Raw genomic sequence first — 24,250 nt, 5'->3', positions numbered from 1 at the left:
AAGCGGTAGCGCCACCGGGCAATACCGCTCGATCAGAACATCACCTGCCCACCGGTCACGTTAATTGACTGCCCGGTGCAATACGACGCTTTCGGGCTGGCGTAAAACAGCAGCATATTTAGCACGTCCTGATAGTCACAGCCGCGCTTCAGCGGCACTTTGTCGATGTAATACTGCTCCACTTCTTCGGCTTTGATGCCGAGCTTGGTGGCATACTGTGGCAGCAGGGACTGGAACATAGGCGATTTCAGCAGGTTGCCGAGCATCAGCGCGTGTACGGTGATACCGTATTCGGCCAGATCCAGCGCCAGAGATTGTGTCAGCCCCACGCCGCCAAACTTCGCCGCGCTGTAGCCGGAGTTGTGCTTGCTGCCCACTTTCCCCGATTTCGAGTTGATCTGAATGATGCGTCCCTGAATGCCGTCGCGGATCATCAGACGGGAAAACTCGCGGGCGCAGAGGAAATAGCCCACCAGGTTCACCTGCAGTGAGCGGTCGAAATCCCCCAGTGCGAAGTCGCTGATAAACGCCGCTTTTGCAATGCCCGCGCTGTAAACCAGCAGGTCGGTACGGCCAAAAATCTCGTCCACACCGCGGGCAAGCGCCATCACGCTCTGCTCGCTGGTGGCGTCGGCCCCGAACCCGTAAGCCATGCCTTCACCAAATTCGGTATTAATGGTGTCCGCCACGCGGGCGGCTTTTTCACTCTGAATATCGACAACCGCTACGCGGTAGCCTTCTGCGGCAAGCCCACGGCAGAGGAACTCTCCTAAGGTTTGTCCCCCACCAATGACAACGGCAACCTGACTCATAACGCTCTCCTTAATTACGCAACAAATTTTAATGTGCAGCCTGGGGTGACAGCCTGCGGAACCGGACCCGCCACGTGAACCGTGCCGGGATATTCCGCCTGCGGTTGACCATCAAAACGCAGGGTAATGTGGCCCAGCTCGCGCAGGTTTTGCCCGGCGACGTCGCCAACGGCGGTGACGGCATAACGCGTGTCACCCAGCTCCAGCTGGCTACCGGCCTTCAGCTCACCGTTCATCTCGCCGTGGCAGTGGATAAAGCAAAATTCTTCGATGTCTGCCGGTGCGCCTTCACGGAAGGTAATCAGCATCTGGTCGCTGAGCGCATCGGCTGCGCTCTGGCCGATGCGGGTAATGGTGGTTTGGTAAATCACGGTCATCGCAGGAACCTCTTATTGGTAAATAAATCCAGAGACAAACCAGGCAATCAGCACCGTCGGCGCGCCTGTCAGGAAACGGCTGACCAGCACCGATGGCACACCCACGCGCACGGTGTCCTGACGCGCTTCGGCGAGTGACAGCCCAACGGGGATGAAGTCACACGCCGCCTGAGCGTTAATGGCAAACAGCGCGGGCAGGGCCAGATGCGGGGGAATATTGCCCAGACCGATTTGCACGCCAATCAACACGCCAATGACTTGCGCAATCACCGCGCCGGGGCCGAGGAAGGGCGACAGCAGCGGGAAGGAGCAGATCAGCGCCAGCGTCACCAGCCCGAGCGGATGGCTGGCGAGCGGGGCGAGACCGTGGGCAATCCAGTCCCCCAGGCCGGACGCCATGATGATGCCGATCAGCGCCGAGACGAACGCCATAAACGGCAGAATGGTTTTCAGCACCGTGTCGATGGTGTCGCGCCCGGACTGGAACAGTACCGCCACGGCGGAGCCCATGCCCATCCCAACCTTCGCCAGCAGACCGTCGCTCTGCTCGGTGATTTTTTTGCTGGTGTCATAATCACGCGGGGCCGCTTTTTGAGGGGCTGGAGAACCATTCACCAGGCTAATGTTTTCTTCTTTCACACCCGACACATAGATGTCTTCAACGATGTACTGCGCCAGCGGGCCGGACTTCCCGGTCGAGTGAATGTTGATGGTAGGAATGCGACGCTTCGGATAAATGCCGCAGCGCAACGTGCCGCCGCAGTCGATCACCGCGACGCCGATTTCTGTTTCGGGCGGTTCACCCTCCTTGAAGCCGTCGACCGCTTCCCAGCCGGTCAGTTCGCGCAGTTTGTCGACAATCGCGGGGCGTGTGCCTGCGGTAATGTAGACAATCTTTTTACCCTCTGTGGCGTCGAGTTCCAGCGGGCCGCCCCAGCCGCCCGTTCCTTTTTCAATACGAATATGGCTCATGCTGTGGCTCCTGAAAGATGGACTTTCTGTTCAAGCTGGATGCCCATTTTTTTCTCGAAAATGGCGGTGGTGAGGTCCGTCACCCAGCCGCGGAAGAAGTTGGTCACCAGGCCGACCAGCAGATAGCTCACCGCCAGCGGGCCAAGCGGCAGACCAAGCGTGGTAAGACCGCTGGCAATCCCGAGGTAGACAAACAGCTCACCAGGGTTGATGTGCGGGAAGAGGCCATTCATCGAGTGGCAGCTATAGGACGCGGCGGCGTAATAGCTCGGCTTGTACTTTTCCGGCATAAAGCGGCCGAGGCTCAGGGTCATCGGGTTACAGAAAACAAACGTACCGATGCAGGGCAGGACCAGATAACGGGACAGCGGGTTTCCGGCGCAGCGTTGGGCGAAGCGTTCGATGCGCTGCTGGCCGATAAAGTTAATCAGCGCGTTCATGATAACGAGCAGGCTGATCAGCAGGGGAAGTATGCCGGTCACCATGCCGGTGAACACTTCTCCGCCTTTCTGAAACAGCCCGATGAACCATTCGGCTCCGTGGGTGATGGTTTCTATCATTCTTCTCTCCTGTAGGACTTTTTTGTTTTTGTATAACTGCGGCTAATAATAATCACTTTGAAAGGTTTTAAAGTGTTAGTTAGATCTCACAATGAAAGAAAAATGTATTATTTTGAAAGTTAATTGATGGTGTGAATGTTTTTTGAAGAGAAAAAGCCCAGCCTGACGTTAGAGGTGCGTAAAGATTGCGTAGGGGAAGTGAGTACCGCTTCCTTGAGGAGTCGGGGATGCTTTACCATACTGGGTTCTTATCGAACTCGTTAAATGGATGTCCCATGTTCAAGCGTCGTTATGCAGCGCTGTTGCCTGCGCTTATTCTGCTGTCCGCCTGTAGTAGCAAACCAAAGACTGAAGCTGTTCAGCAAACGGCTGGCGCACCGTCCGGAGGATTCCTGCTGGAGCCGCAGCACAATATGATGCAGATGGGCGGCGACTTCGCGAACAACCCGGCTGCCGAGCAGTTCATCGATAAAATGGTGAGCAAACACGGTTTTGACCGTCAGCAACTGCACGAAATTTTGTCTCAGGCGAAACGCCTGGACTACGTGCTGCGTCTGATGGACAGGCAGGCACCGACGGCCCAGGTGCCGACCGGGCCAAACGGTGCGTGGCTGCGCTACCGCAAACAGTTTATTACCCCGGACAACGTGCAAAACGGCGTGGTGTTCTGGAATCAGTACGAAGACGCGCTTAACCGCGCGTGGCAGGTCTACGGCGTGCCGCCGGAAATCATCGTCGGGATTATCGGCGTGGAGACCCGCTGGGGCCGCATAATGGGTAAAACCCGTATCCTCGATGCGCTGGCAACGCTCTCCTTCAACTATCCACGTCGCGCGGAATATTTCTCTTCGGAACTGGAAACCTTCCTGCTGATGGCGCGTAACGAACAGGACGATCCGCTCGATCTGAAAGGCTCGTTTGCCGGTGCGATGGGCTACGGCCAGTTTATGCCATCGTCCTACAAGCAATATGCCGTTGATTTTAATGGTGATGGGCATATCAACCTGTGGGACCCGGTAGATGCCATCGGCAGCGTAGCGAACTACTTCAAAGCGCACGGCTGGACGCCGGGCGGCCAGGTAGCGGTGCAGGCGAACGGCCAGGCGTTTGGGCTGGAAAACGGCTTTAAGACCAAATACAGCGTTGCACAGCTGACGGCGGCAGGCTTAACGCCGACCCAGCCGCTGGGCAATGTTGATCAGGTGAGCCTGCTGCGTCTGGACGTGGGGACAGGTTATCAATACTGGTACGGCCTGCCGAATTTCTACACCATCACCCGCTATAACCACAGCACGCACTATGCGATGGCGGTGTGGCAGCTTGGTCTGGCGGTGTCGCAGGCGCGCGTCCCTGCAGCATCACCGTTTAGTCAGTAATCGCCTTATATCCCCCTCTCCCTGTGGGAGAGGGCTCCCGCGCGCACCTTACTTTTCCGCAGAAACATTTCGCCACACTCCCTTTTAACCCTCGCCATTTACATTAACGCCGCCTTTTATTATTGTTATGTTATAACATTTATTGTGGTGCTGAGATGTCTACTTCCCTTTTTTCTCTCTCTGCGCCGGTTCGGCTGCTGCTGGCACTGGTGATTATTGTCTTTATCGGGCTGGCCGTGCGCTGGGCGGTGGTGCTGCCATGATCGTGATGAAACAACTGGTGACGGGATATGACCGCCAGCCTGTCACGCGCCCGCTGTCCGGCGTGATTGAACGCGGAAGCATGACGGCGATTGTCGGGGCCAACGGATGCGGCAAATCCACGTTGTTGAAAACGCTCGCCGGGTTTATTCCGCCGGTGAGCGGCAGTTTCCGCTGGCAGGGTAAACGCCCGGTGACGGGATGGCTGGCGCAGCGAAACGAACTGGAGGCGCAATTTCCACTGACCGTGCAGGACGTGGTGAGCATGGGCTGCTGGCCCGGTATTTCCCTTTTTGCCGGATTTCGTCGTGAAACACGGCTGCGCATCGCTGGGGCGCTTGAGCGTGTGGGGCTGGAATCGATGGCGCTGTCGACCATCGATGAGCTCTCTGGCGGTCAGTTTCAGCGCATGCTGTTTGCCCGCGTGTTAGTGCAGCAGGCTCCGCTGGTGATGCTCGATGAACCCTTTACCGGTGTTGATGAAGCGACCTGCAACGTACTGATGGATCTGATGCTGGAAATGTATATGCAGGGGCAGACTCTGCTGGCGGTACTGCATGACAGCGAGCGCGTGTCGCGTCACTTTCCGCAGACGTTACGGCTGGATGCTGACATCCCGCAATGGAAAACCGAACGGGTGAGGGTGGCATGATCTGGCACATTTTCTTTCAGCCGTTCATTGAATACGGCTTTATGCGCCGTGCGCTGGTGGTCTGCCTCGCGCTCTCCGTAAGCACTACCGCACTGGGTGTGTTTCTTCTGCTGCGCCGGATGAGCCTGATGGGCGATGCCCTCTCGCACGCCATTTTACCAGGTGTTGCCGTGGGGTATCTGCTCAGCGGCATGTCGTTACTGGCGATGAGTCTCGGGGGCTTTATCGCCGGGATCGCTGTGGCATTGGTGGCCGGGCTGGTCAGCCGCCGCACACCGCTAAAAGAGGATGCCAGTTTTGCCGGGTTTTATCTCGGCTCGCTGGCGCTGGGCGTTACGCTGGTGTCGTTGCGTGGCTCGAATGTTGATCTGCTGCACCTGCTGTTTGGCTCCATTCTCGCGGTGGATAACGATGCTGCGCTGTTTGTCACGGGCGTTTGCATGTTCACTCTGGTCACGCTAGCGATTTTCTACCGCGGCCTGGTGAGCGAGGCTTTTGATACCGCGTGGTTGCAGGTAAACGCCCGCTGGCTACCCGGTTTATTGCATGGTCTGTTTCTGGCGCTGCTGGTGCTTAACCTGGTGGCTGGCTTTCAGGTGCTCGGTACGCTGATGGCCGTCGGGCTGATGATGCTCCCGGCGGTCGCGGCGCGCTGCTGGGTTCGTACCTTGCCCGGTTTGTTATTGATGGCTGGCATTAGCGGCATTTTCTGTGCGTGGCTGGGGCTCAGCCTCTCCTGGGCAGTGAGTCTGCCTGCCGGGCCGTCCATCGTGCTGACCGCCAGCGCGCTGTTCTTTATTTCCATTTTATTTGGCACGCGCAGCAGGCTGGCTGGCAGCCTGCGTGCGCTTTTTTAACGCAAGGGGAAACGATGAAACGTACAGGGTTAATAGTGGCGCTTGCGCTGGGGATGATGTCACACGGTGTGATGGCGAAAACGCTTAATGTGGTTACCAGCTTTTCCATTCTGGGTGACATCACTCAGGAGGTGGGCGGCGATCATGTGAAAGTGACGACGCTGGTGGGGCCGGACGGCGATCCGCATACCTTCGAACCGTCACCGAAAGACAGCGCGGCGCTGAGCAAAGCGGATGTGGTGGTAGTGAATGGCCTGGGGCTGGAGGGCTGGCTCGACCGTCTGGTGAAAGCCTCCGGGTTTAAAGGCCAGCTTGTGGTGGCGTCGACTGGCGTAAAAACGCACGCCCTGGAAGAAGATGGCAAAACCGTTACCGATCCGCATGCATGGAACAGCGCGGCGAATGGTGCGCTGTATGCGCAAAATATCCTTAATGGCCTGGTAAACGCCGATCCTGAAGATAAAGCTGCACTGGAGGCGTCAGGCAAACCTTACATCGCACAGCTGACTCAACTGGATAGCTGGGCCAAAACGCGCTTCAGCCAGATCCCGCAGGAGAAACGTAAGGTGTTGACCAGCCATGACGCTTTTGGCTATTTCAGCCGTGCTTATGGCGTGACATTCATGGCACCACAAGGATTGTCATCTGAGAGCGAAGCCAGCGCAGCGCAGGTGGCTTCGCTCATCAACCAGATCAAAGCCGATGGCGTAAAAACCTGGTTTATGGAAAACCAGCTTGACCCGCGTCTGGTTAAACAGATTGCCACCGCGACTGGCGCACAGCCGGGCGGTGAACTTTACCCTGAAGCGCTGTCGGCAAAAGGCGGCGTGGCTGACACCTACGTGAAGGCGTTCCGTCATAATGTCGATACGATTGCGAACAGCATGAACTAACACCCCCATAGCCGGTGCGCCCGCATCGGCTTTTTTCTGAAGCCCCCTCGTAAATCCAGAAGCTCATCCCCATATCTGACGAGAAAGTGCTATCTTGTGCAGCACGTTTTTCCGAAGCCTGGAGCGATAATGACTGACCATGAATTGATGCAGCTGAGCGAAGTGGTAGGGCTGGCGTTAAAGCAGCGTGGCGCGACCATCACCACTGCGGAGTCCTGCACTGGCGGCTGGGTTGCAAAAGTAATTACCGATATTGCCGGCAGTTCCGCCTGGTTTGAACGCGGCTTTGTGACCTACAGTAACGAAGCAAAAGCGCAGATGATCGGTGTACGTGAATCCACGCTTGAACAGCATGGTGCGGTCAGTGAACCGGTGGTTATCGAAATGGCGATTGGCGCGCTGAAAGAAGCACGTGCGGATTATGCGATTTCGATCAGCGGCATCGCAGGGCCGGATGGCGGCAGCGATGTAAAGCCCGTCGGCACCGTCTGGTTTGGCTTTGCGACATCGAAAGGTGAGGGGATCACCCGCCGGGAGTGCTTTAGTGGCGATCGTGAAAGCGTGCGCCGTCAGGCAACGGAATATGCGTTAAATACGCTCTGGCAACAATTTCTACAAAACACTTGATACTGTATGACTATACAGTATAATTGCACCAACAGAACAGAAATCCACGGTGAAGCGCAGTTGCTTCTCCCGGTATGACAGGAGTAATAATGGCTATCGACGAAAACAAACAGAAAGCGTTGGCGGCAGCACTGGGCCAGATCGAAAAGCAATTCGGTAAAGGCTCCATCATGCGCCTGGGTGAAGACCGCACCATGGATGTAGAAACGATCTCCACCGGCTCGCTTTCTCTCGATATCGCGCTGGGTGCGGGCGGTCTGCCGATGGGCCGTATCGTAGAAATCTACGGACCGGAATCCTCGGGTAAAACGACCCTGACGCTGCAGGTTATTGCAGCGGCACAGCGCGAAGGTAAAACCTGTGCGTTCATCGATGCCGAGCACGCGCTTGACCCTGTCTATGCCCGTAAGCTGGGTGTCGATATCGACAACCTGCTGTGCTCCCAGCCGGACACCGGTGAGCAGGCGCTGGAAATTTGTGACGCGCTGGCACGTTCCGGTGCCGTTGACGTTATCGTGGTCGACTCCGTTGCCGCTCTGACGCCAAAAGCCGAAATCGAAGGCGAAATCGGTGACTCACACATGGGCCTCGCGGCACGTATGATGAGTCAGGCGATGCGTAAGCTGGCCGGTAACCTCAAGCAGTCCAATACGCTGCTGATCTTTATCAACCAGATCCGTATGAAAATTGGTGTGATGTTCGGTAACCCGGAAACCACCACCGGTGGTAACGCACTGAAATTCTATGCCTCTGTCCGTCTGGATATCCGCCGTATCGGTGCGGTGAAAGAGGGTGAGAACGTGGTCGGTAGCGAAACCCGCGTGAAGGTGGTGAAGAACAAAATCGCAGCACCGTTCAAACAGGCTGAATTCCAGATCCTTTACGGTGAAGGTATCAACTTCTTTGGCGAACTGGTTGACCTGGGCGTGAAAGAGAAGCTGATTGAAAAAGCGGGCGCATGGTACAGCTACAACGGCGATAAAATTGGTCAGGGTAAAGCGAATGCGATCTCCTGGCTGAAAGAGAACCCGGCTGCAGCGAAAGAGATTGAGAAGAAAGTGCGTGAGCTGCTGCTGAACAACCAGGACTCTAAACCTGATTTCGTGGTGGATGCCGCGGATGCGGAAGAGACCAACGAAGACTTTTAATTCTTGCGCGTAAAAATGAAGGGCTGCTGATGCGGCCCTTTTTGCATTTCTGAACCAGCAGGTTTTTTATGAGTGAACCTACATCACGTCGACCCGCCTTTGCTCGCTTACTGGATCGTGCGGTGCGTATTCTTGCCGTGCGTGATCACAGCGAGCAGGAGCTGCGGCGGAAACTTGCAGCGCCGGTAATGAGTAAAAACGGGCCGGAAGCCATTGATGCCACGGCGGAAGATTACGACCGTGTAATTGCCTGGTGTTATGAACACCGTTATCTGGATGATGAGCGTTTTGCCTCGCGATTTATCGCCAGTCGCAGCCGTAAAGGTTATGGTCCTGCGCGCATTCGTCAGGAGTTAAATCAGAAAGGCGTTGCCCGTGAATCCACTGAAAAAGCGATGCGCGAATGCGATATCGACTGGTGCGAGCTGGCAAAAGAGCAGGCTATTCGTAAATACGGCGAACCGCTGCCGCGTGAATTTTCAGAAAAAGTCAAAATCCAGCGCTTTTTGCTCTATCGCGGCTTTCTGATGGAAGATATTCAGGATATCTGGCGTAATTTTGCCGATTGAACGCATGCGGGATTTTACTTCCCACTAAAGAAAACTTATCTTATTCCCACTTTTTCCAGTAGCTGGTCTGTCCAACTGTTTACAGATACAGACTTGCTGCGACATTTCGTTAGCTTGATTTCAGGATAATTATGAGCAAGAGCACCGCTGAGATCCGTCAGGCGTTTCTCGATTTTTTCCATAGTAAGGGACACCAGGTTGTTGCCAGCAGCTCCCTGGTGCCAAACAACGACCCGACTTTACTGTTTACCAACGCCGGGATGAACCAGTTCAAGGATGTTTTCCTTGGTCTCGACAAGCGTAATTATTCCCGCGCCACAACCTCACAGCGTTGCGTGCGTGCGGGCGGTAAACACAACGATCTGGAAAACGTCGGTTACACCGCGCGCCACCACACTTTCTTCGAAATGCTGGGTAACTTCAGCTTCGGCGACTACTTCAAACACGATGCAATCCAGTACGCATGGGAACTGCTGACCGGTGAAAACTGGTTCAACCTGCCGAAAGAACGTCTGTGGGTTACCGTCTATGAAACCGATGACGAAGCCTACGAAATCTGGGAAAAAGAGGTCGGTATCCCGCGCGAACGTATTATTCGCATTGGCGATAACAAAGGCGCACCTTACGCATCTGACAACTTCTGGCAGATGGGCGATACCGGTCCTTGCGGTCCGTGTACCGAGATCTTCTACGATCACGGCGACCACATCTGGGGCGGCCCTCCGGGAAGCGCGGAAGAAGATGGCGATCGCTACATTGAGATCTGGAACATCGTTTTCATGCAGTTCAACCGTCAGGCTGACGGTACGATGGAGCCGCTGCCAAAACCGTCTGTCGACACCGGTATGGGTCTGGAGCGTATCGCGGCGGTTCTGCAGCACGTTAACTCCAACTACGAGATTGACCTGTTCAGCACCCTGATTAAAGCCGTTGCAGACGTGACGGGCGCAACCGATCTGAACAATAAATCTCTGCGCGTTATCGCAGACCATATTCGTTCCTGTGCGTTCCTGGTTGCTGACGGTGTGATCCCGTCGAATGAAAACCGTGGCTACGTGCTGCGCCGTATCATTCGTCGTGCGATCCGTCATGGCAACATGCTGGGCGCGAAGGACACCTTCTTCTACAAACTCGTTGGGCCACTGATTGGCGTGATGGGTGCTGCCGGTGACGAACTGAAACGCCAGCAGGCGCAGGTTGAGCAGGTTCTGAAAACCGAAGAAGAACAGTTTGCCCGTACCCTGGAGCGCGGTCTGGCGCTGCTGGACGATGAACTGGCAAAACTTAAGGGCGACACGCTGGATGGCGAAACCGCTTTCCGTCTGTACGACACCTACGGCTTCCCGGTTGACCTGACGGCGGACGTTTGCCGCGAGCGCAACATCAAAGTTGACGAAGCGGGCTTTGAAGCTGCAATGGAAGAGCAGCGCCGTCGTGCGCGTGAGTCCAGCGGTTTTGGTGCCGACTACAATGCGATGATCCGCGTTGATAGCGCGTCTGAATTCAAAGGCTACGAAGCACTGGAACTGACCGGTAAAGTGACCGCCCTGTTTGTTGACGGTAAAGCCGTAGACAGCATCAGCGCAGGTCAGGATGCGGTTGTGATTCTGGATAAAACCCCGTTCTATGCTGAGTCTGGCGGCCAGGTGGGTGATAAAGGCGAACTGAAAGGTAACGGCTTTAGCTTCAGCGTCAGCGATACGCAGAAATACGGTCAGGCGATTGGTCACCAGGGCAAACTGGTTTCCGGTTCTCTGAAAGTGGGCGAGGGTGTTCAGGCTAACGTTGATGAGGCTCGCCGTGCGCGCATTCGCCTGAACCACTCTGCAACGCACCTGATGCACGCCGCTTTGCGTGAAGTGTTGGGTACGCACGTTGCGCAGAAAGGTTCTCTGGTTAATGACAAAGTGCTGCGTTTCGACTTCTCGCATTTTGAAGCGATGAAGCCATCTGAAATCCGCGCGGTGGAAGATCTGGTAAACGCGCAGATCCGTCGTAACCTGCCAATCGAAACCCACATTATGGATCTCGAGGCGGCGAAGAAAAAAGGTGCGATGGCGCTGTTTGGCGAGAAATATGACGACCGCGTTCGCGTACTGAGCATGGGCGACTTCTCTACCGAACTGTGCGGTGGTACTCATGCATCGCGCACCGGTGATATCGGTCTGTTCCGCATCGTTTCCGAGTCTGGTACGGCGGCAGGCGTTCGTCGTATTGAAGCGGTGACCGGTGAAGGCGCTATTGCCAGCCTGCATGCACAGAGCGACCAGTTGCACGACATCGCGCAACTGCTGAAAGGCGATAGCCAGAACCTGGGCGAGAAAGTGCGTGTCGCGCTGGATCGTACTCGTCAACTGGAAAAAGAACTGCAGCAACTGAAAGAACAGGCTGCGGCACAGGAGAGCGCAAACCTCTCCAGCAAAGCGGTAGATATTAAGGGCGTTAAACTGCTGGTCAGCGATCTGGCTGGCGTTGAGCCTAAGATGCTTCGCACTATGGTCGACGATCTGAAGAATCAGCTCGGTTCAACAGTCATCGTGCTGGCGACAGTGGCAGAAGGTAAGGTTTCTCTGATTGCGGGCGTCTCTAAGGATGTGACCGACCGCGTGAAAGCAGGGGAACTGATTGGTATGGTCGCCCAGCAGGTGGGCGGTAAGGGTGGCGGTCGTCCGGACATGGCGCAAGCCGGTGGTACGGATGCGGCGGCACTTCCTGCGGCACTGGCCAGTGTTGAAAGCTGGGTAAGCGCGAAACTGTAATAACTACAAAGCACAAGCAGACGCCATAGCGGCAACGTTATGGCGTCTTGTTCACTGCGCTATCGACAACGATAAAGTCAGGTTGAGTTTGTGTATATCGGCTAAACTTACGTTTAACAGAATGTGATGCCGTGACTGCTTACACTTTACGTGTTTGTCATCGCTTACTTTTTGGCGTTATATGATGGATAATGCCGGGATACAAGAGACCCGACTCTTTTAATCTTTCAAGGAGCAAAGAATGCTGATTCTGACTCGTCGAGTTGGTGAGACCCTCATGATTGGGGATGAGGTCACCGTGACAGTTTTAGGGGTAAAGGGTAACCAGGTTCGTATTGGTGTGAACGCCCCTAAAGAAGTATCTGTCCACCGTGAAGAGATCTACCAGCGTATCCAGGCTGAAAAATCCCAGCAGTCCAGTTACTGATATTATCGCGTCTCGCTGTCGGGCGAGACGCAACCCTCCTGTCATTTTTCCTGCTGAAAGTTACCGTTCTGATTCAAACGCTCTGTTTTTAACCACTCTCTTACGCTTTACGCGCGCAAACGTCACCCTTCTCTCACCGGATTTCTGTGAAGATGCCTGCAAAATCCGCTTATAAAACACTCTCTTTGCGGGTTTTACATGCGAATTGCCTGTGATTTGTGCAAACGATAAAAGCGTGAGGAAAATTGTTTGACTTATAAGTCCCAGAAAGTAATATATGCGCCACGCAGCGACGAGAAGCTCTCAACAAGTTACTCGAAGCACTCGAAAGAGGCGTTGTGTGGTGAGGTGGCCGAGAGGCTGAAGGCGCTCCCCTGCTAAGGGAGTATGCGGTCAAAAGCTGCATCCGGGGTTCGAATCCCCGCCTCACCGCCATTTTGCATCCGTAGCTCAGCTGGATAGAGTACTCGGCTACGAACCGAGCGGTCGGAGGTTCGAATCCTCCCGGATGCACCATCTATTACTTCATATTGCTTTAGAAGTGATATGAATATCGAGCAGTACAGTAGTAAATCCTGATGCATCCGTAGCTCAGCTGGATAGAGTACTCGGCTACGAACCGAGCGGTCGGAGGTTCGAATCCTCCCGGATGCACCATCTATTACTTCATATTGCTTTAGAAGTGATATGAATATCGAGCAGTACAGTAGTAAATCCCGATGCATCCGTAGCTCAGCTGGATAGAGTACTCGGCTACGAACCGAGCGGTCGGAGGTTCGAATCCTCCCGGATGCACCATCTATTACTTCATATTGCTTTAGAAGCGATATGAATATCGAGCAGTACAGCAGTAAATCCCGATGCATCCGTAGCTCAGCTGGATAGAGTACTCGGCTACGAACCGAGCGGTCGGAGGTTCGAATCCTCCCGGATGCACCATCTCTTCTTGTCATCCCCTGCAATGTTTAGTTCTTAATCACTCTCATTGTTATCACTTCGCAATCAGCGACAAAAACCACCATTTACGATAAAGTAATGCTTTGTTAATCGTTTAGCGAGAGCACGATGTACGCACAGTATGACGGTTTGATCTTCGACATGGATGGCACCATCCTGGATACCGAACCTACGCATCGCAAAGCCTGGACTGACGTTCTGGGTCGTTACGGTATGCGTTTCGATTTACAGGCAATGATTGCCCTCAACGGATCTCCAACCTGGCGTATCGCGCAGGCCGTGATTGAACTCAATCAGGCCGATCTTGACCCACACCAGCTCGCGCGCGAAAAAACCGACGCGGTGAAAGCCATGCTGCTGGACACGGTGCGTCCTCTGCCACTTATTGATGTGGTTAAAGAGTGGCACGGACGTCGTCCTATGTCGGTCGGGACGGGCAGTGAGAGCGCCATTGCAGAGGCGTTGCTTAATCATCTTGGCCTGCGCCACTATTTTTCAGCCGTCGTCGCTGCCGATCATGTTAAAAATCACAAGCCCGCACCGGATACCTTCCTGCTTTGTGCAGAGTTAATGGGTGTCCCCGCGGCAAAATGCGTCGTGTTTGAAGATGCCGATTTCGGTATTCAGGCCGCGCGTGATGCCGGAATGGCCGCGGTTGACGTCCGCTTATTGTGAGTGACGCGCTGTCACTTGCTTCATTATTCGCCAGCAGTTTCTTAAGCGCGACGCTGTTACCGGGTAATTCGGAAGTGGTGCTGGTGGCGATGCTGTTGTCCGGCGTGAGTCAGCCGTGGTTGCTAGTGTTAATAGCAACAATGGGTAATAGCCTTGGAGGGCTGACTAACGTTATTCTTGGGCGTTTCTTTCCGCTGCGTGAAAAATCACGCTGGCAGGAAAAGGCAGTTGGCTGGCTAAAACGTTATGGCGCTGCCACGCTGTTACTAAGCTGGATGCCTGTAATAGGTGATTTGCTGTGTCTGCTGGCGGGATGGATGCGCATCTCCTGGGGACCGGTGCTCTTTTTTTTGTGCCTTGGCAAGGCGTTACGCTATGTCCTCGTGGCAGGAGTAACACTACAGGGTATGACGTGGTGGCACTAATTGGTGGAATGAATTCGCGACCTTCAATCGTCAACCATTACAATTATGCTGAGTGACAATTTTTTGACAGGCGGGAGGTCAAATTGATCCCGGACGTATCACAGGCGCTGGCCTGGCTGGAAAACCACCCTCAGGCACTGAAGGGTATTCAGCGTGGGCTTGAGCGCGAAACGCTGCGCGTTAATGCGGATGGCAGCTTAGCGACAACGGGTCACCCGAAGGCGCTAGGCTCAGCGTTGACACATAAATGGATCACAACCGATTTCGCCGAAGCGCTGCTGGAGTTCATTACGCCGGTCGATGGCGATATTGATCATATGCTGAAGACGTTGCGTGACGTCCATCGCTTCACCGCCCGTAACCTGGGCGACGAGCGTATGTGGCCGCTCAGTATGCCGTGCTATATCGAGCAGGGGCAGGATATTGAGCTGGCACAATACGGTACCTCGAATATTGGGCGGCTGAAAACGCTCTATCGCGAAGGTCTGAAGAACCGCTACGGCGCGCTGATGCAGACCATCTCCGGCGTGCATTACAACTTCTCATTGCCGATGGCGTTCTGGCAGGCGAAATGCGGTGAAACTGATAAAGAAGCGATCTCTGCAGGCTACTTCCGCCTGATCCGCAACTACTATCGCTTCGGCTGGGTCATTCCTTATCTGTTTGGCGCATCTCCGGCGATTTGTTCTTCCTTCCTGCAAGGGAAACCGACCACGCTGCCGTTCGAGAAAACCGAATGCGGGATGTACTACCTGCCATACGCTACCTCTTTGCGCCTGAGCGATCTTGGCTATACCAATAAATCGCAAAGCAATCTCGGTATTACGTTTAACGATTTGCACGAATATGTGGCAGGATTGAAGCGGGCGATCAAAACCCCGTCCGAAGAGTACGAGAAAATCGGCCTCGAAAAAGACGGTAAGCGCCTGCAAATTAACAGCAACGTGCTGCAGATTGAAAACGAGCTGTACGCGCCGATTCGTCCGAAGCGCGTTACCCGTAGCGGTGAAACGCCGTCGGATGCGCTGCAGCGCGGCGGCATTGAATACATTGAAGTGCGCTCGCTGGATATCAACCCGTTCTCACCAATTGGCGTTGATGAACAGCAGATTCGCTTCCTGGATCTGTTTATGGTCTGGTGCGTGCTGGCAGATGCGCCGGAGATGAGTTCTGACGAGCTTCTTTGTACCCGCACCAACTGGAATCGCGTGATCCTGGAAGGACGCAAGCCGGGCCTGACACTGGGTATCGGCTGTGAAACAGCCCAGTTCCCGCTGGCGAAAGTGGGTAAAGATCTGTTCCACGATCTGAAACGCGTCGCTCAAACGATGGACAGCGTTTATGGCGGTAACGAGTATCAAAACGTCTGCGATCAGCTGGTCGAATGTTTTGATAATCCTGAACTGACATTCTCAGCACGTATTCTGCGTTCTATGATTGATCAGGGCATTGGTGGAACCGGACGCGCACTGGGTGCAGAATACCGTGAGATGCTGATGCGTGAGCCGTTAGAAATTTTGAGCGAAGCGGATTTTGTTGCAGAGCGAGATGCTTCAGTGATGCGCCAGAAAGAGGTGGAAGCGGCAGATACCGAGCCGTTTGAGGTGTTTCTGGCAAAGCAGGCTTGAACCAAAAGAAAAAGGCCACATCGCTGTGGCCAAAATATACATCTCTGAATTCAGGGATGATGATAACAAATGCGCGTCTTTCATATACTCAGACGCACATTCTGTAGAAGAGTTCAGTTTATTTTAAAAAAAATCACTATCGGAGGTGACGTATGCCGTTATTAGATAGCTTTACTGTCGACCATACCCGTATGGAAGCACCTGCTGTACGTGTGGCGAAGACCATGCACACCCCGCACGGCGACACGATCACCGTTTTCGATCTGCGCTTCTGTGTGCCGAATAAAGAAGTGATGCCGGAAAAAGGTATTCATACTCTGGAGCACCTGTTCGCCGGTTTTATGCGCGATCACCTGAACGGCAACGGCGTGGAGATTATCGATATTTCTCCGATGGGCTGCCGTACCGGTTTCTACATGAGCCTGATTGGTCAGCCTGAAGAGACCCGCGTCGCGGATGCGTGGAAAGCAGCAATGGCGGACGTGCTGAAGGTAAAAGAGCAGAACCAGATCCCTGAGCTGAACGTGTATCAATGCGGTACTTACCAGATGCACTCTCTGGAAGAAGCGCAGGAGATCGCGCGTCACATCATCGAGCGTGATGTTCGCGTGAACAGCAACGACGAGCTGGCCCTGCCGAAAGAAAAACTGCAGGAACTGCACATCTAGTCGTGTGCCTGTGGATGCCCGGTGGCGCTTCGCTTACCGGGCCTACAATTGGCCGGTGCCTCCTTTGACCACAACGTCAACCTTCTCCTTTACCCATCGCCCCCTCGTTCCGTTTGCCCATGATTATGCTCATGGCGACAGCGAGCCGTGGCACCAGCACGACTGCGCCCAACTGCTGCACAGTCTGAGCGGTGTGGTACGGGTGGATACCGCCTCCGGTTGTTGGGTGGTCCCTCCGGGCCGGGGCGTCTGGCTTCCGGCGGGCACCCGGCATGCGCTTCGTATTACCGGAAACGTAGCGGCTCGCACGCTGTTCATCGATCCGCTGGCGCGTGCCGATCTCCCCGCGACCTGTCAGATCGTGCAGATCTCCCCGTTGTTACGCGAGCTGATCCTTGCCAGCTTTGCGCTTCCTGAATCTTACTCACCCGGTAGCCGTGAAGAACGGGTGTATGAACTGATCCTGGATGAAATCCGCATTATGCCGGTACTGCCATTTCACCTGCCGGAGCCGGAAAGTGAGTCGCTACAAAGGCTCTGCCAACAGATCCGTCAGTCGCCAGGCGAAAGCTGGAGCGGCAAGCTGGCAGCCAGCCAGACCAGCATGAGTGAGCGCACCCTTAACCGTCATTTTCAGCAGCAGACGGGCTTGAGCTACGGTGAATGGGTAAGAAGGGCACGCCTGATGGAAGCGTTATTGCGGCTGGCGCAGGGCCAGCCGGTGTTACGCGTGGCGCTGGATTTAGGCTACGGCAGCCATAGCGCCTTTACAGCGATGTTTCGCCGGGTGATGGGCATCTCTCCCAGTGATTACTTCAAAGATTGACCGACGGCGTTAAACAATGCCTGAATAGACGCGCGTGCCACGTCGCTGTCGATACCCACGCCCCAGCGGCTGCTGCCATCCTGGAACAGGCAGCGAATATAGGCCACTGAGCGGCTGTCGCTGCGTTCCCCCAGCGTATGCTCATGATAATCTTTGATCATAAACGGCATATTTATCCAGCGACTCAGACCGTTAGCAGCGGCGGACAACAGACCATTACCCTGTCCCTCAAGCTGGCGAGTCCCCCCTTGCGCAGCTACGCTTGCCGTCAGGCGTAACTGGCCGTCCTGCTGGCTGTCGCTGCGGTACGATTGCAATGCAAACTGCGGTGTTGCAATCAGCCCGTAGCGGCTGCGGAACAGCTGCCAGAGCGCGTTCTGCGTCATCTCTTTTCCGTGACGGTCCGTTTCCTGTTGTACATGCTGGCTAAAGTCCTGCTGCAGGGCGCGGGGTAATTTCAGACCATGATTCTGTTCGATGATCCAGGCGCTGCCGCTTTTTCCTGACTGGCTGTTAACGCGGATCACCGCTTCGTAGGAACAGCCGATATCCTGCGGGTCGACGGGAAGATACGGCATCTCCCAGCGTTCGCCGGGTTTACGGGCATCAAAGCCTTTTTTGATCGCATCCTGGTGCGAGCCGGAGAAAGCGGTGTAGGCCAGCCGCCCGGCCCACGGATGCCGTGGATGTACCGGCAGCTGATTACAGGTTTCCACCACGTCGACCACGTGGTTCATATCGCTGAAGTTCAGGTTCGGGCGAATTCCCTGGCTGTAGAGATTCATCGCCAGCGTCACCAGACAGACGTTGCCCGTGCGCTCGCCGTTGCCAAACAGACAGCCCTCAACGCGGTCTGCGCCCGCCATCACGGCCAGCTCTGCGCTGGCGACGCCGGTCCCGCGATCGTTATGCGGATGCACGCTGATGCAGACATCGCTGCGGCGGCTGAAATGACGACAGAAATACTCAATCTGATCGGCATAGACGTTCGGCGTGCTTACTTCGACGGTGGCCGGTAAGTTAATAATCATCGGACGCGCATCGCACGGCTGCCAGATTTCTGCCACCGCTTCGCAAATCTCCAGTGCAAACTCCGGCTCGGTAAAGCAGAAGGTTTCCGGGGAGTATTCGTATTGCCAGCGGGTGTCGGGATTCTCTTCGCACAGCTGGCGAATAAGCCGCGTGGAGCGAGTCGCCAGCTCGACAATTTGCGCTTTCTCCATGCCGAACACCAGACGGCGAAACAGCGGGGCGGTCGCGTTATACAGGTGAACCGTGGCCTGTTTCGCGCCGCGCAGGGACTCAAAGGTACGGCGAATTAAATCGTCTCTTGCCTGGGTTAACACCTGAATGGTGACGTCATGCGGGATGCGATTCTCTTCAATCAACTGTCGGACAAAGTTGAAATCCGTTTGGGAGGCGGAGGGGAAAGCAACCTCAATCTCTTTAAACCCGCAGTCCAGCAGCAGCTCCCAGAACTGCAGCTTGCGCGTGCTGTCCATCGGTTCAGCAAGCGCCTGGTTGCCATCGCGTAAATCGGTCGAGAGCCAGCGCGGTGCATGGGTGATACGTTGTTCCGGCCAGCGACGGTCGGGCAGGGAAATGACGGGATAAGGTTGGTATTTGTCGGCGGGTGTGTTCAGCATGATGCGCTCCTGTTGTCTTTTCACTATCGTGAATCGATTTCAGGCGCGCTGCTTTATCGGAACTGACAATCGTTGTCGCGTTCTGGACAAGGGTGGCGATTGTTGCCCGGTGGCGGCTACGCCTTACCGGGCCTACGGATGTGCCGGTTATCGTAGGCCGGGTAAGGCGTAGCCGCCACCCGGCAACCCGTGCACAGGGCTAGTGCGCACCACCGCCGCCGCTACCGGCACCAAACGGCGGTTTAGCAAACCACACCAGCCCCAGCAGAACGAGGAAGATCCCCGCCGAGACCCAGAAAATCTCGTTTGCCGAGATAATCAGCCCCTGGTTGGTGATCTGCTGGGCAATCCAGCCGGATGCCTGCTGCTCTGTCATCCCCATCCCCTGCAGCTGGTTATACATCTGCTGAGCATTCGGGTTAAACGGGTTCACCGATTCGGTTAACTGGGCGTGGTGCATCGATTCACGATTAGTCCACAGGGTGGTGGTGATCGACGTCCCGATGGAGCCCGCCAGCGTTCGGGTGAAGTTCGACAGGCTCGATGCCGCCGCCATTCGCTCAGGTGGTAAGCCGGAAAGCGTGATGGTCGTCAGTGGCATAAAGAAACACGCTACCGCAAAGCCCTGAATAAACTGCGGCCACGCGGAGGCACCAAAGTCCATCCCCGGCTCGAACGTATACGCACGCCAGTAGAAGCACACCGCATACATAATGAAGCTGAATGTCACCAGGCGGCGCATGTCGAGCTTATGGGCGAACCGGCCGATAATCGGCGACAGCAGAACCGGAATTAACCCCACAGGCGCAGACGCCAGCCCCGCCCAGGTCGCGGTATAACCGTACACCTCCTGCAGTAACTGCGGCAGCAGAACGATTGCGCCGAAGTAGAGCATGTAGGCGAGGCTAATACACAGACAGCCTATCGTGAAGTTTCGCGATTTAAACAGCGAGAGATCGACTATCGGGTTATCGTCGGTCAGCTCCCAGACAATCAGGAAGCTAAGCGACACCACCGCGACAATTGTCAGGATGATAATCTCCCGCGAATTGAACCAGTCCAGCTCTTTACCCTGGTCGAGCATGACCTGCAGGCTACCGATGCCGATAACCAGCAGCGCCAGCCCCACGGCGTCAATTCGCCGCTGTTCCGTCCGGGTTTCCCTGCCGCGCAGTGACTGCAGCGTCATCATGACCACGATGGCACCAATCGGGACGTTGATAAAGAAGATCCAGCCCCAGTGATAGTTGTCGCTGATATAGCCGCCTAAGATAGGCCCGCAAATCGGCGCGACAATCACGGTCATCGACCACAGCGCCAGCGCGATGGAGCGTTTGGCGGGCGGGTAGTTGTTCAGCAGCAAACTCTGCGACAGCGGAATCAACGGCCCGGCGACAATCCCCTGAATGACGCGGAAGAAAATCAGCATCGTCAGGCTGGTGGACATGCCGCACGCCCAGGAGGCGAGAACAAAGGCTATCGTTGACCACAGGAACAGCTTCACCTCACCGACGCGTTTCGCCAGCCAGCCGGTGATCGGAATGGAGATGGCGTTCGCCACCCCGAACGAGGTAATGACCCAGGTCCCCTGGCTTAATGATGAGCCAAGGTTCCCGGCGATCGTGGGGATCGCCACGTTTGCGATGGTGGAGTCCAGCACCTGCATGAATGTCGCCAGCGACAGCGCAATGGTCATAATGACCAGTTGCGCGCCTTCCAGCGGTTTTTGCGGCTTTTGCTGTTGCATAACGCTCACCTTCGGATTAACCGGCGTTTGCCTTCACGATGTCATCGATCAGCTTATTGACCGGATCGAGGCTAATTTCACGGGCGTTACTTTCATAAGCCGGGCTGCTGCGGACCTGGCTTGCCAGGATTTGGCCATCGCGGTTGGCGGTATCGACCGTCACCAGCGTAGAGAGGCCAATACGCAGCGGATGGTCCGCCAGCTGTTTTGCATCCAGCTCGATACGCACAGGCAGACGCTGAACCACTTTGATCCAGTTACCGGTGGCGTTTTGCGCAGGTAACAGGGAGAAGGCGCTGCCGGTCCCCATATCCAGGCCAACCACTTTACCGGTGTACTTCACGTCATCACCGTAGATGTCGCTGACGACCGTCGCGGTCTGGCCGATACGCATATGGGCAAGCTGCGTCTCTTTGAAGTTCGCATCTACCCACAGATTGTCCGCCGGAACCACCGCCATCAGCGGCGTGGTTGGGCTAATCTGCGCGCCTGGCTGCACGGAGCGGCGAGAGACGTAGCCGGTCATCGGGCTGACGATTTTGGTACGTTGCAGGGCAAGCCATGCGTTGCGTACTTCGGTCGCCGCCTGTTTCACGGCTGGCTGGTTTTCCAGGCTGGTATCCAGCACCATCGCCTGGTTAGCGTTGTACTGTTGAATCGCCACGTCAAGCTGTGCTTGCGCGCTGGCAACGGCATCACGGGCGTGCTGCAACTCTTCACGGCCAATCAGGTTGGCGGTGCCGAGCGGCACACGACGATTGAGGTCGCTCTGCGCCTGCGCCAGTGCCGTTTTCTGCACGTCGATGCTGGCCTGAAGCTGTTTGCTGTTGATCATCAACTGGCGGGTCTGACGGACGCTGGACGCCAGTTCAGTCTGCGCTTTTTCAAACGCCTGCTGAGCATCGGTCGGATCGAGCGTGACCAGCACATCCCCTTTTTGCACAAAGTCGGTATTGTCAGCCCAGACTTTCGTCACGCTGCCCGACACCTGCGCCATAATTTGTACCTGGTTCCCTGCCACGTATGCATCGTCTGTCTCTTCAGCGTGACGCAATACCAAAAACCAATAGATCCCATATGCCACGGCAATAATAATAAAGAGCAAGGTCAGCAGAAGAAGGGCGCTCTTACGTTTGCCTTTCTTGTTGACCGGTTGCTGCGGGGTTGTGTTCTCCGCATTTGCGCTCATTGTTGTTCTCCACGATCTTCTTATTTTTCACATCGGCTGGGCCGACCTGTTGTCAGAAAGGCCAGCAGTGTGACGTGCTGGCCTGTCAGTTTTCTTATAAATCTGGATGGTTGAGCGTGTCGTCGCTTAGCGCAGCGCCTCAAGAATAGCGCCATCTTCATCCATCTGATCCAGACGGGTGAGCAGCTTGCGAGTGATGTGCTCAAGCTGGTCGCGCTCGGCGGTGCTGAGGGCAGACCACAGTTTGTGCAGGCAGTTGTGCTGCGGTGGCAGCACTTCGCGCAGGAATTCGTGACCTTTGTCGGTCAGTTGCAGATGCAGGCAACGGCGATCGTTGTCGCTTTCACGGCGCTCGATCCAGCCGCGTTTTTCCAGCTCATCAGCGATACGGGTGGCATTAGTACGGGATGAACCCAGTGCGCAGCTCAGCTCAGACGGCTGAATACTGTGGTTTTCCTGAGACTCCAGCGTAATCAACGCCATAAACAATGTCTCGTTAATCCCTTGAGCTTTCAGCATTTTATTACGGTTATCCAGCAGTTTCCCCTGCATGTGCATGCACAGGCGGGTCAGCAGGATCTCCTGGTACGGGAAGTCCTCATGACGACTGGCGCGGAATTTAAGCATTTGTTCAATGGGCGTAAACGAACTATCCATTTGGGTATAACCTCATTAATTACAGCCGATATAGTAACGATAGTGACAAATAATGTAAATGAATTATTTGTGCGGTTATATCCGCCAAATAAATGTCACGATCATAAAGCGCCGGGTAAGTCCGTGACCCGGTAGGCACAAAAAAGATGGGTGTGGCACCCTGGGGGAGAGGCAGTGGGGACGGGGGGTCTGAACTATTCATGCCGGTTGTTAATATGTCACCCACATTAAAATTTCTGGGATAAATGATTATGTTTACATTAACAGAGTGCAGGGCCCCTTTACACCCTCAGAGGCCCAAAGCAATGTAAAACTTAATGAATCGCCTCCTGGCGATGGTAACCGCGCCACCAGACCAGCAGATTCAGCGCCGCTACAATGGCCCCGATTGTACAAACACCTGTCCAGCCTGCATGTTGCCATGCCGATGCTGAAATTAACGAGCCAGCGGCACCGCCGATAAAATAGCTGGTCATGTATCCGGCAGTAAGGCGGTTTCGCGCCTCCGGCTTCACGCGGTAAATCACGGTCTGGTTGGTGATATGCACACCCTGAACGGTGAGATCGAGCACCAGAATACCGACGATCAGCGCCAGTACGGAGATGTGTCCGTACCAGATTGCCGCCCAGGAGAGCAGCAGTAAAATCAGCCCGGCGGTCGTGGTCATATGCGATTTCCCTTTATCCGCCAGGCCGCCCGCCGGACGTGCGCCCAGCGCGCCCGCGGCACCAGCCAGACCAAACAGGCCAATCACCCCTTCGGAATAGTTAAACGGTGGCGCGGCAAGGAGAAACGCCATTGACGTCCATAAAATACTGAAGTTAGCAAAGGTGAAACAGCCGAGCAGCGCGCGGGTACGCAGCAGTTTATCCTGCGTGAACAGGCTGAAAACCGAGGCGAGAAGCTGCGGATAATTCAGGTGGTTCTCCTGCTTCACTTTTGGCAGCCCGCGCCACAGCGCCAGTGCCATCACGACCATCAGCACGCTCGCCACCCAGTAAACGGTACGCCAGCCGCCGAGGCTTGCCAGCAGTCCGGCGACGGTACGCGCCAGCAAAATCCCCAGCAGCAGGCCGCTCATAATGGTGCCCACCACCTTGCCACGCTTTTCCGGTGAGGCGAGCGTGGCGGCAAGCGGCACCAGAATTTGTGCGACGACGGAGAACAGCCCCGTCAGCGCGGTGCCGATAATCATCATCGTTAACGACTGGCTGCTGGCGGTGATGAGCATCCCGCCTGCGGCCAGTAAGGTCATGGAGACAATCAGCATCCGCCGTTCAAACATATCGCCCAGTGGCACCAGAAACAGTAGCCCGGCGGCATAACCGAGCTGTGCGGCGGTAACAATAAAGCCTGCTGAACTGGCGGAGAGGTTGAATGCGCGGGCGATGGTATCAAGCAGAGGTTGCGCGTAATAGTTACTGGCGACGGCCAGACCCGTTGCCACGGACATTAAAAGGATGAGTGCCGGGCTAAGCCCGTGAGATGTTTTTGTCATCAGGTTCAGGGATCGTGAGTTAAGTGATTATTTTTCCGGAAAC

General features: G+C 55.4%; 23 protein-coding genes and 5 tRNA genes. 19 read left to right on the top strand and 9 right to left on the bottom strand.

The annotated features are described in order from the left end of the window. Positions 1 to 32: 32 nt before the first annotated feature. The 4 genes from srlD to srlA are packed head-to-tail and all read right to left on the bottom strand — an operon-like array spanning position 33 to position 2,721. A complete protein-coding gene (gene srlD, locus EoCCA6_RS06695) occupies positions 33 to 812 on the bottom strand; it encodes a sorbitol-6-phosphate dehydrogenase (RefSeq protein ID WP_152082006.1) in 780 nt (259 codons plus the stop codon). A 14-nt stretch (positions 813 to 826) separates the two neighbouring features. Beyond that, complete coding sequence (gene srlB, locus EoCCA6_RS06690) at positions 827 to 1,189, bottom strand: PTS glucitol/sorbitol transporter subunit IIA (protein WP_152082005.1); 363 nt, start codon at positions 1,187 to 1,189, stop codon at positions 827 to 829. Positions 1,190 to 1,201: 12 nt separating this feature from the next. Beyond that, positions 1,202 to 2,161 carry a PTS glucitol/sorbitol transporter subunit IIB gene (gene srlE, locus EoCCA6_RS06685; protein WP_152082004.1) on the bottom strand — a complete coding sequence of 320 codons (960 nt, stop codon included), beginning with the start codon at positions 2,159 to 2,161 and terminating at the stop codon, positions 1,202 to 1,204. After that, positions 2,158 to 2,721 carry a PTS glucitol/sorbitol transporter subunit IIC gene (srlA, locus tag EoCCA6_RS06680; protein ID WP_028016816.1) on the bottom strand — a complete coding sequence of 188 codons (564 nt, stop codon included), beginning with the start codon at positions 2,719 to 2,721 and terminating at the stop codon, positions 2,158 to 2,160. Before srlA ends, srlE begins: the two co-directional genes overlap by 4 nt. 275 nt (positions 2,722 to 2,996) lie before the next feature. Here srlA and mltB point away from each other — a divergent pair, with 275 nt between their 5' ends. The 19 genes from mltB to EoCCA6_RS06585 all read left to right on the top strand — a co-directional run bounded on the left by mltB (position 2,997) and on the right by EoCCA6_RS06585 (position 17,469). Continuing rightward, complete coding sequence (gene mltB, locus EoCCA6_RS06675; protein ID WP_168927636.1) at positions 2,997 to 4,097, top strand: lytic murein transglycosylase B; 1,101 nt, start codon at positions 2,997 to 2,999, stop codon at positions 4,095 to 4,097. A gap of 259 nt (positions 4,098 to 4,356) precedes the next feature. Next, a complete protein-coding gene (locus tag EoCCA6_RS06670; protein ID WP_152082002.1) occupies positions 4,357 to 5,010 on the top strand; it encodes a metal ABC transporter ATP-binding protein in 654 nt (217 codons plus the stop codon). Further along, positions 5,007 to 5,867 (top strand): metal ABC transporter permease, encoded by an 861-nt coding sequence (locus tag EoCCA6_RS06665; RefSeq protein ID WP_152082001.1) that lies wholly within the window; start codon positions 5,007 to 5,009, stop codon positions 5,865 to 5,867. Before EoCCA6_RS06670 ends, EoCCA6_RS06665 begins: the two co-directional genes overlap by 4 nt. 14 nt (positions 5,868 to 5,881) lie before the next feature. Further along, complete coding sequence (locus tag EoCCA6_RS06660) at positions 5,882 to 6,760, top strand: metal ABC transporter substrate-binding protein (protein ID WP_152082000.1); 879 nt, start codon at positions 5,882 to 5,884, stop codon at positions 6,758 to 6,760. 129 nt (positions 6,761 to 6,889) lie between these two features. After that, entirely contained in the window at positions 6,890 to 7,387 is a 498-nt protein-coding gene (gene pncC / locus EoCCA6_RS06655; protein ID WP_152081999.1) for a nicotinamide-nucleotide amidase, read from the top strand. 89 nt (positions 7,388 to 7,476) lie between these two features. Further along, positions 7,477 to 8,535 (top strand): recombinase RecA, encoded by a 1,059-nt coding sequence (gene recA / locus EoCCA6_RS06650; RefSeq protein ID WP_104950255.1) that lies wholly within the window; start codon positions 7,477 to 7,479, stop codon positions 8,533 to 8,535. A gap of 68 nt (positions 8,536 to 8,603) precedes the next feature. Continuing rightward, on the top strand, positions 8,604 to 9,104 hold the full coding sequence (gene recX, locus EoCCA6_RS06645) for a recombination regulator RecX (RefSeq protein ID WP_152081998.1): 501 nt from the start codon (positions 8,604 to 8,606) through the stop codon (positions 9,102 to 9,104). A 131-nt stretch (positions 9,105 to 9,235) separates the two neighbouring features. Continuing rightward, positions 9,236 to 11,863, top strand: coding sequence for an alanine--tRNA ligase (gene alaS / locus EoCCA6_RS06640; RefSeq protein ID WP_152081997.1), 2,628 nt, complete (start codon positions 9,236 to 9,238; stop codon positions 11,861 to 11,863). 241 nt (positions 11,864 to 12,104) lie between these two features. Next, positions 12,105 to 12,290 (top strand): carbon storage regulator CsrA, encoded by a 186-nt coding sequence (csrA, locus tag EoCCA6_RS06635; RefSeq protein ID WP_000906486.1) that lies wholly within the window; start codon positions 12,105 to 12,107, stop codon positions 12,288 to 12,290. A 342-nt stretch (positions 12,291 to 12,632) separates the two neighbouring features. Beyond that, positions 12,633 to 12,725 (top strand) — tRNA-Ser (locus EoCCA6_RS06630). 4 nt (positions 12,726 to 12,729) lie between these two features. Further along, positions 12,730 to 12,806, top strand: a tRNA-Arg gene (locus EoCCA6_RS06625). A gap of 64 nt (positions 12,807 to 12,870) precedes the next feature. Then, positions 12,871 to 12,947 (top strand) — tRNA-Arg (locus EoCCA6_RS06620). A gap of 64 nt (positions 12,948 to 13,011) precedes the next feature. Further along, positions 13,012 to 13,088 (top strand) — tRNA-Arg (locus EoCCA6_RS06615). A 64-nt stretch (positions 13,089 to 13,152) separates the two neighbouring features. Next, positions 13,153 to 13,229, top strand: a tRNA-Arg gene (locus tag EoCCA6_RS06610). A gap of 126 nt (positions 13,230 to 13,355) precedes the next feature. After that, positions 13,356 to 13,922: a fructose-1-phosphate/6-phosphogluconate phosphatase gene (yqaB, locus tag EoCCA6_RS06605; protein WP_152081996.1), complete on the top strand. Its 567-nt coding sequence runs from the start codon at positions 13,356 to 13,358 to the stop codon at positions 13,920 to 13,922. Beyond that, positions 13,919 to 14,347, top strand: a complete 429-nt coding sequence (locus EoCCA6_RS06600; protein ID WP_152081995.1) for a YqaA family protein — start codon at positions 13,919 to 13,921, stop codon at positions 14,345 to 14,347. Before yqaB ends, EoCCA6_RS06600 begins: the two co-directional genes overlap by 4 nt. 83 nt (positions 14,348 to 14,430) lie before the next feature. Then, positions 14,431 to 15,975, top strand: a complete 1,545-nt coding sequence (gene gshA, locus EoCCA6_RS06595; protein WP_152081994.1) for a glutamate--cysteine ligase — start codon at positions 14,431 to 14,433, stop codon at positions 15,973 to 15,975. Between the two features lie 152 nt (positions 15,976 to 16,127). Next, positions 16,128 to 16,643 (top strand): S-ribosylhomocysteine lyase, encoded by a 516-nt coding sequence (luxS, locus tag EoCCA6_RS06590; protein WP_152081993.1) that lies wholly within the window; start codon positions 16,128 to 16,130, stop codon positions 16,641 to 16,643. A 64-nt stretch (positions 16,644 to 16,707) separates the two neighbouring features. After that, positions 16,708 to 17,469 carry an AraC family transcriptional regulator gene (locus EoCCA6_RS06585; RefSeq protein WP_152081992.1) on the top strand — a complete coding sequence of 254 codons (762 nt, stop codon included), beginning with the start codon at positions 16,708 to 16,710 and terminating at the stop codon, positions 17,467 to 17,469. Here the strand turns inward: EoCCA6_RS06585 and leuA are convergent. The 5 genes from leuA to EoCCA6_RS06560 all read right to left on the bottom strand — a co-directional run bounded on the left by leuA (position 17,454) and on the right by EoCCA6_RS06560 (position 24,207). Continuing rightward, the gene (gene leuA / locus EoCCA6_RS06580) at positions 17,454 to 19,115 is read right to left on the bottom strand and encodes a 2-isopropylmalate synthase (RefSeq protein ID WP_152081991.1); all 1,662 of its coding nucleotides are present in this window, start codon (positions 19,113 to 19,115) and stop codon (positions 17,454 to 17,456) included. The two genes, EoCCA6_RS06585 and leuA, sit on opposite strands and share 16 nt — an antisense overlap. Before the next feature lie 199 nt (positions 19,116 to 19,314). After that, complete coding sequence (emrB, locus tag EoCCA6_RS06575) at positions 19,315 to 20,862, bottom strand: multidrug efflux MFS transporter permease subunit EmrB (RefSeq protein ID WP_152081990.1); 1,548 nt, start codon at positions 20,860 to 20,862, stop codon at positions 19,315 to 19,317. Positions 20,863 to 20,878: 16 nt separating this feature from the next. Beyond that, positions 20,879 to 22,051: a multidrug efflux MFS transporter periplasmic adaptor subunit EmrA gene (gene emrA / locus EoCCA6_RS06570; protein ID WP_152081989.1), complete on the bottom strand. Its 1,173-nt coding sequence runs from the start codon at positions 22,049 to 22,051 to the stop codon at positions 20,879 to 20,881. Between the two features lie 126 nt (positions 22,052 to 22,177). Beyond that, a complete protein-coding gene (gene mprA / locus EoCCA6_RS06565; protein ID WP_152081988.1) occupies positions 22,178 to 22,708 on the bottom strand; it encodes a transcriptional repressor MprA in 531 nt (176 codons plus the stop codon). 314 nt (positions 22,709 to 23,022) lie between these two features. Next, positions 23,023 to 24,207 (bottom strand): MFS transporter, encoded by a 1,185-nt coding sequence (locus tag EoCCA6_RS06560; protein WP_152081987.1) that lies wholly within the window; start codon positions 24,205 to 24,207, stop codon positions 23,023 to 23,025. Positions 24,208 to 24,250: the final 43 nt, after the last annotated feature.

It is taken from the genome of Enterobacter oligotrophicus (assembly GCF_009176645.1).
In the GTDB taxonomy this organism is placed as follows: Bacteria; Pseudomonadota; Gammaproteobacteria; order Enterobacterales; family Enterobacteriaceae; genus Enterobacter; species Enterobacter oligotrophicus.
The sequence above is the reverse complement of the archived record's forward strand: the minus strand, read 5'-3'. Positions and strand labels throughout refer to the sequence as shown.

Excerpts from the sequence above, each read along its gene's own strand:
- srlD (WP_152082006.1), bottom strand. The coding sequence starts at position 812 with ATGAGTCAGGTTGCCGTTGTCATTGGTGGGGGACAAACCTTAGGAGAG.
- srlB (WP_152082005.1), bottom strand. The coding sequence starts at position 1,189 with ATGACCGTGATTTACCAAACCACCATTACCCGCATCGGCCAGAGCGCA.
- srlE (WP_152082004.1), bottom strand. The coding sequence starts at position 2,161 with ATGAGCCATATTCGTATTGAAAAAGGAACGGGCGGCTGGGGCGGCCCG.
- srlA (WP_028016816.1), bottom strand. The coding sequence starts at position 2,721 with ATGATAGAAACCATCACCCACGGAGCCGAATGGTTCATCGGGCTGTTT.
- mltB (WP_168927636.1), top strand. The coding sequence starts at position 2,997 with ATGTTCAAGCGTCGTTATGCAGCGCTGTTGCCTGCGCTTATTCTGCTG.
- EoCCA6_RS06670 (WP_152082002.1), top strand. The coding sequence starts at position 4,357 with ATGATCGTGATGAAACAACTGGTGACGGGATATGACCGCCAGCCTGTC.
- EoCCA6_RS06665 (WP_152082001.1), top strand. The coding sequence starts at position 5,007 with ATGATCTGGCACATTTTCTTTCAGCCGTTCATTGAATACGGCTTTATG.
- EoCCA6_RS06660 (WP_152082000.1), top strand. The coding sequence starts at position 5,882 with ATGAAACGTACAGGGTTAATAGTGGCGCTTGCGCTGGGGATGATGTCA.
- pncC (WP_152081999.1), top strand. The coding sequence starts at position 6,890 with ATGACTGACCATGAATTGATGCAGCTGAGCGAAGTGGTAGGGCTGGCG.
- recA (WP_104950255.1), top strand. The coding sequence starts at position 7,477 with ATGGCTATCGACGAAAACAAACAGAAAGCGTTGGCGGCAGCACTGGGC.
- recX (WP_152081998.1), top strand. The coding sequence starts at position 8,604 with ATGAGTGAACCTACATCACGTCGACCCGCCTTTGCTCGCTTACTGGAT.
- alaS (WP_152081997.1), top strand. The coding sequence starts at position 9,236 with ATGAGCAAGAGCACCGCTGAGATCCGTCAGGCGTTTCTCGATTTTTTC.
- csrA (WP_000906486.1), top strand. The coding sequence starts at position 12,105 with ATGCTGATTCTGACTCGTCGAGTTGGTGAGACCCTCATGATTGGGGAT.
- yqaB (WP_152081996.1), top strand. The coding sequence starts at position 13,356 with ATGTACGCACAGTATGACGGTTTGATCTTCGACATGGATGGCACCATC.
- luxS (WP_152081993.1), top strand. The coding sequence starts at position 16,128 with ATGCCGTTATTAGATAGCTTTACTGTCGACCATACCCGTATGGAAGCA.
- leuA (WP_152081991.1), bottom strand. The coding sequence starts at position 19,115 with ATGCTGAACACACCCGCCGACAAATACCAACCTTATCCCGTCATTTCC.
- emrB (WP_152081990.1), bottom strand. The coding sequence starts at position 20,862 with ATGCAACAGCAAAAGCCGCAAAAACCGCTGGAAGGCGCGCAACTGGTC.
- emrA (WP_152081989.1), bottom strand. The coding sequence starts at position 22,051 with ATGAGCGCAAATGCGGAGAACACAACCCCGCAGCAACCGGTCAACAAG.
- mprA (WP_152081988.1), bottom strand. The coding sequence starts at position 22,708 with ATGGATAGTTCGTTTACGCCCATTGAACAAATGCTTAAATTCCGCGCC.
- EoCCA6_RS06560 (WP_152081987.1), bottom strand. The coding sequence starts at position 24,207 with ATGACAAAAACATCTCACGGGCTTAGCCCGGCACTCATCCTTTTAATG.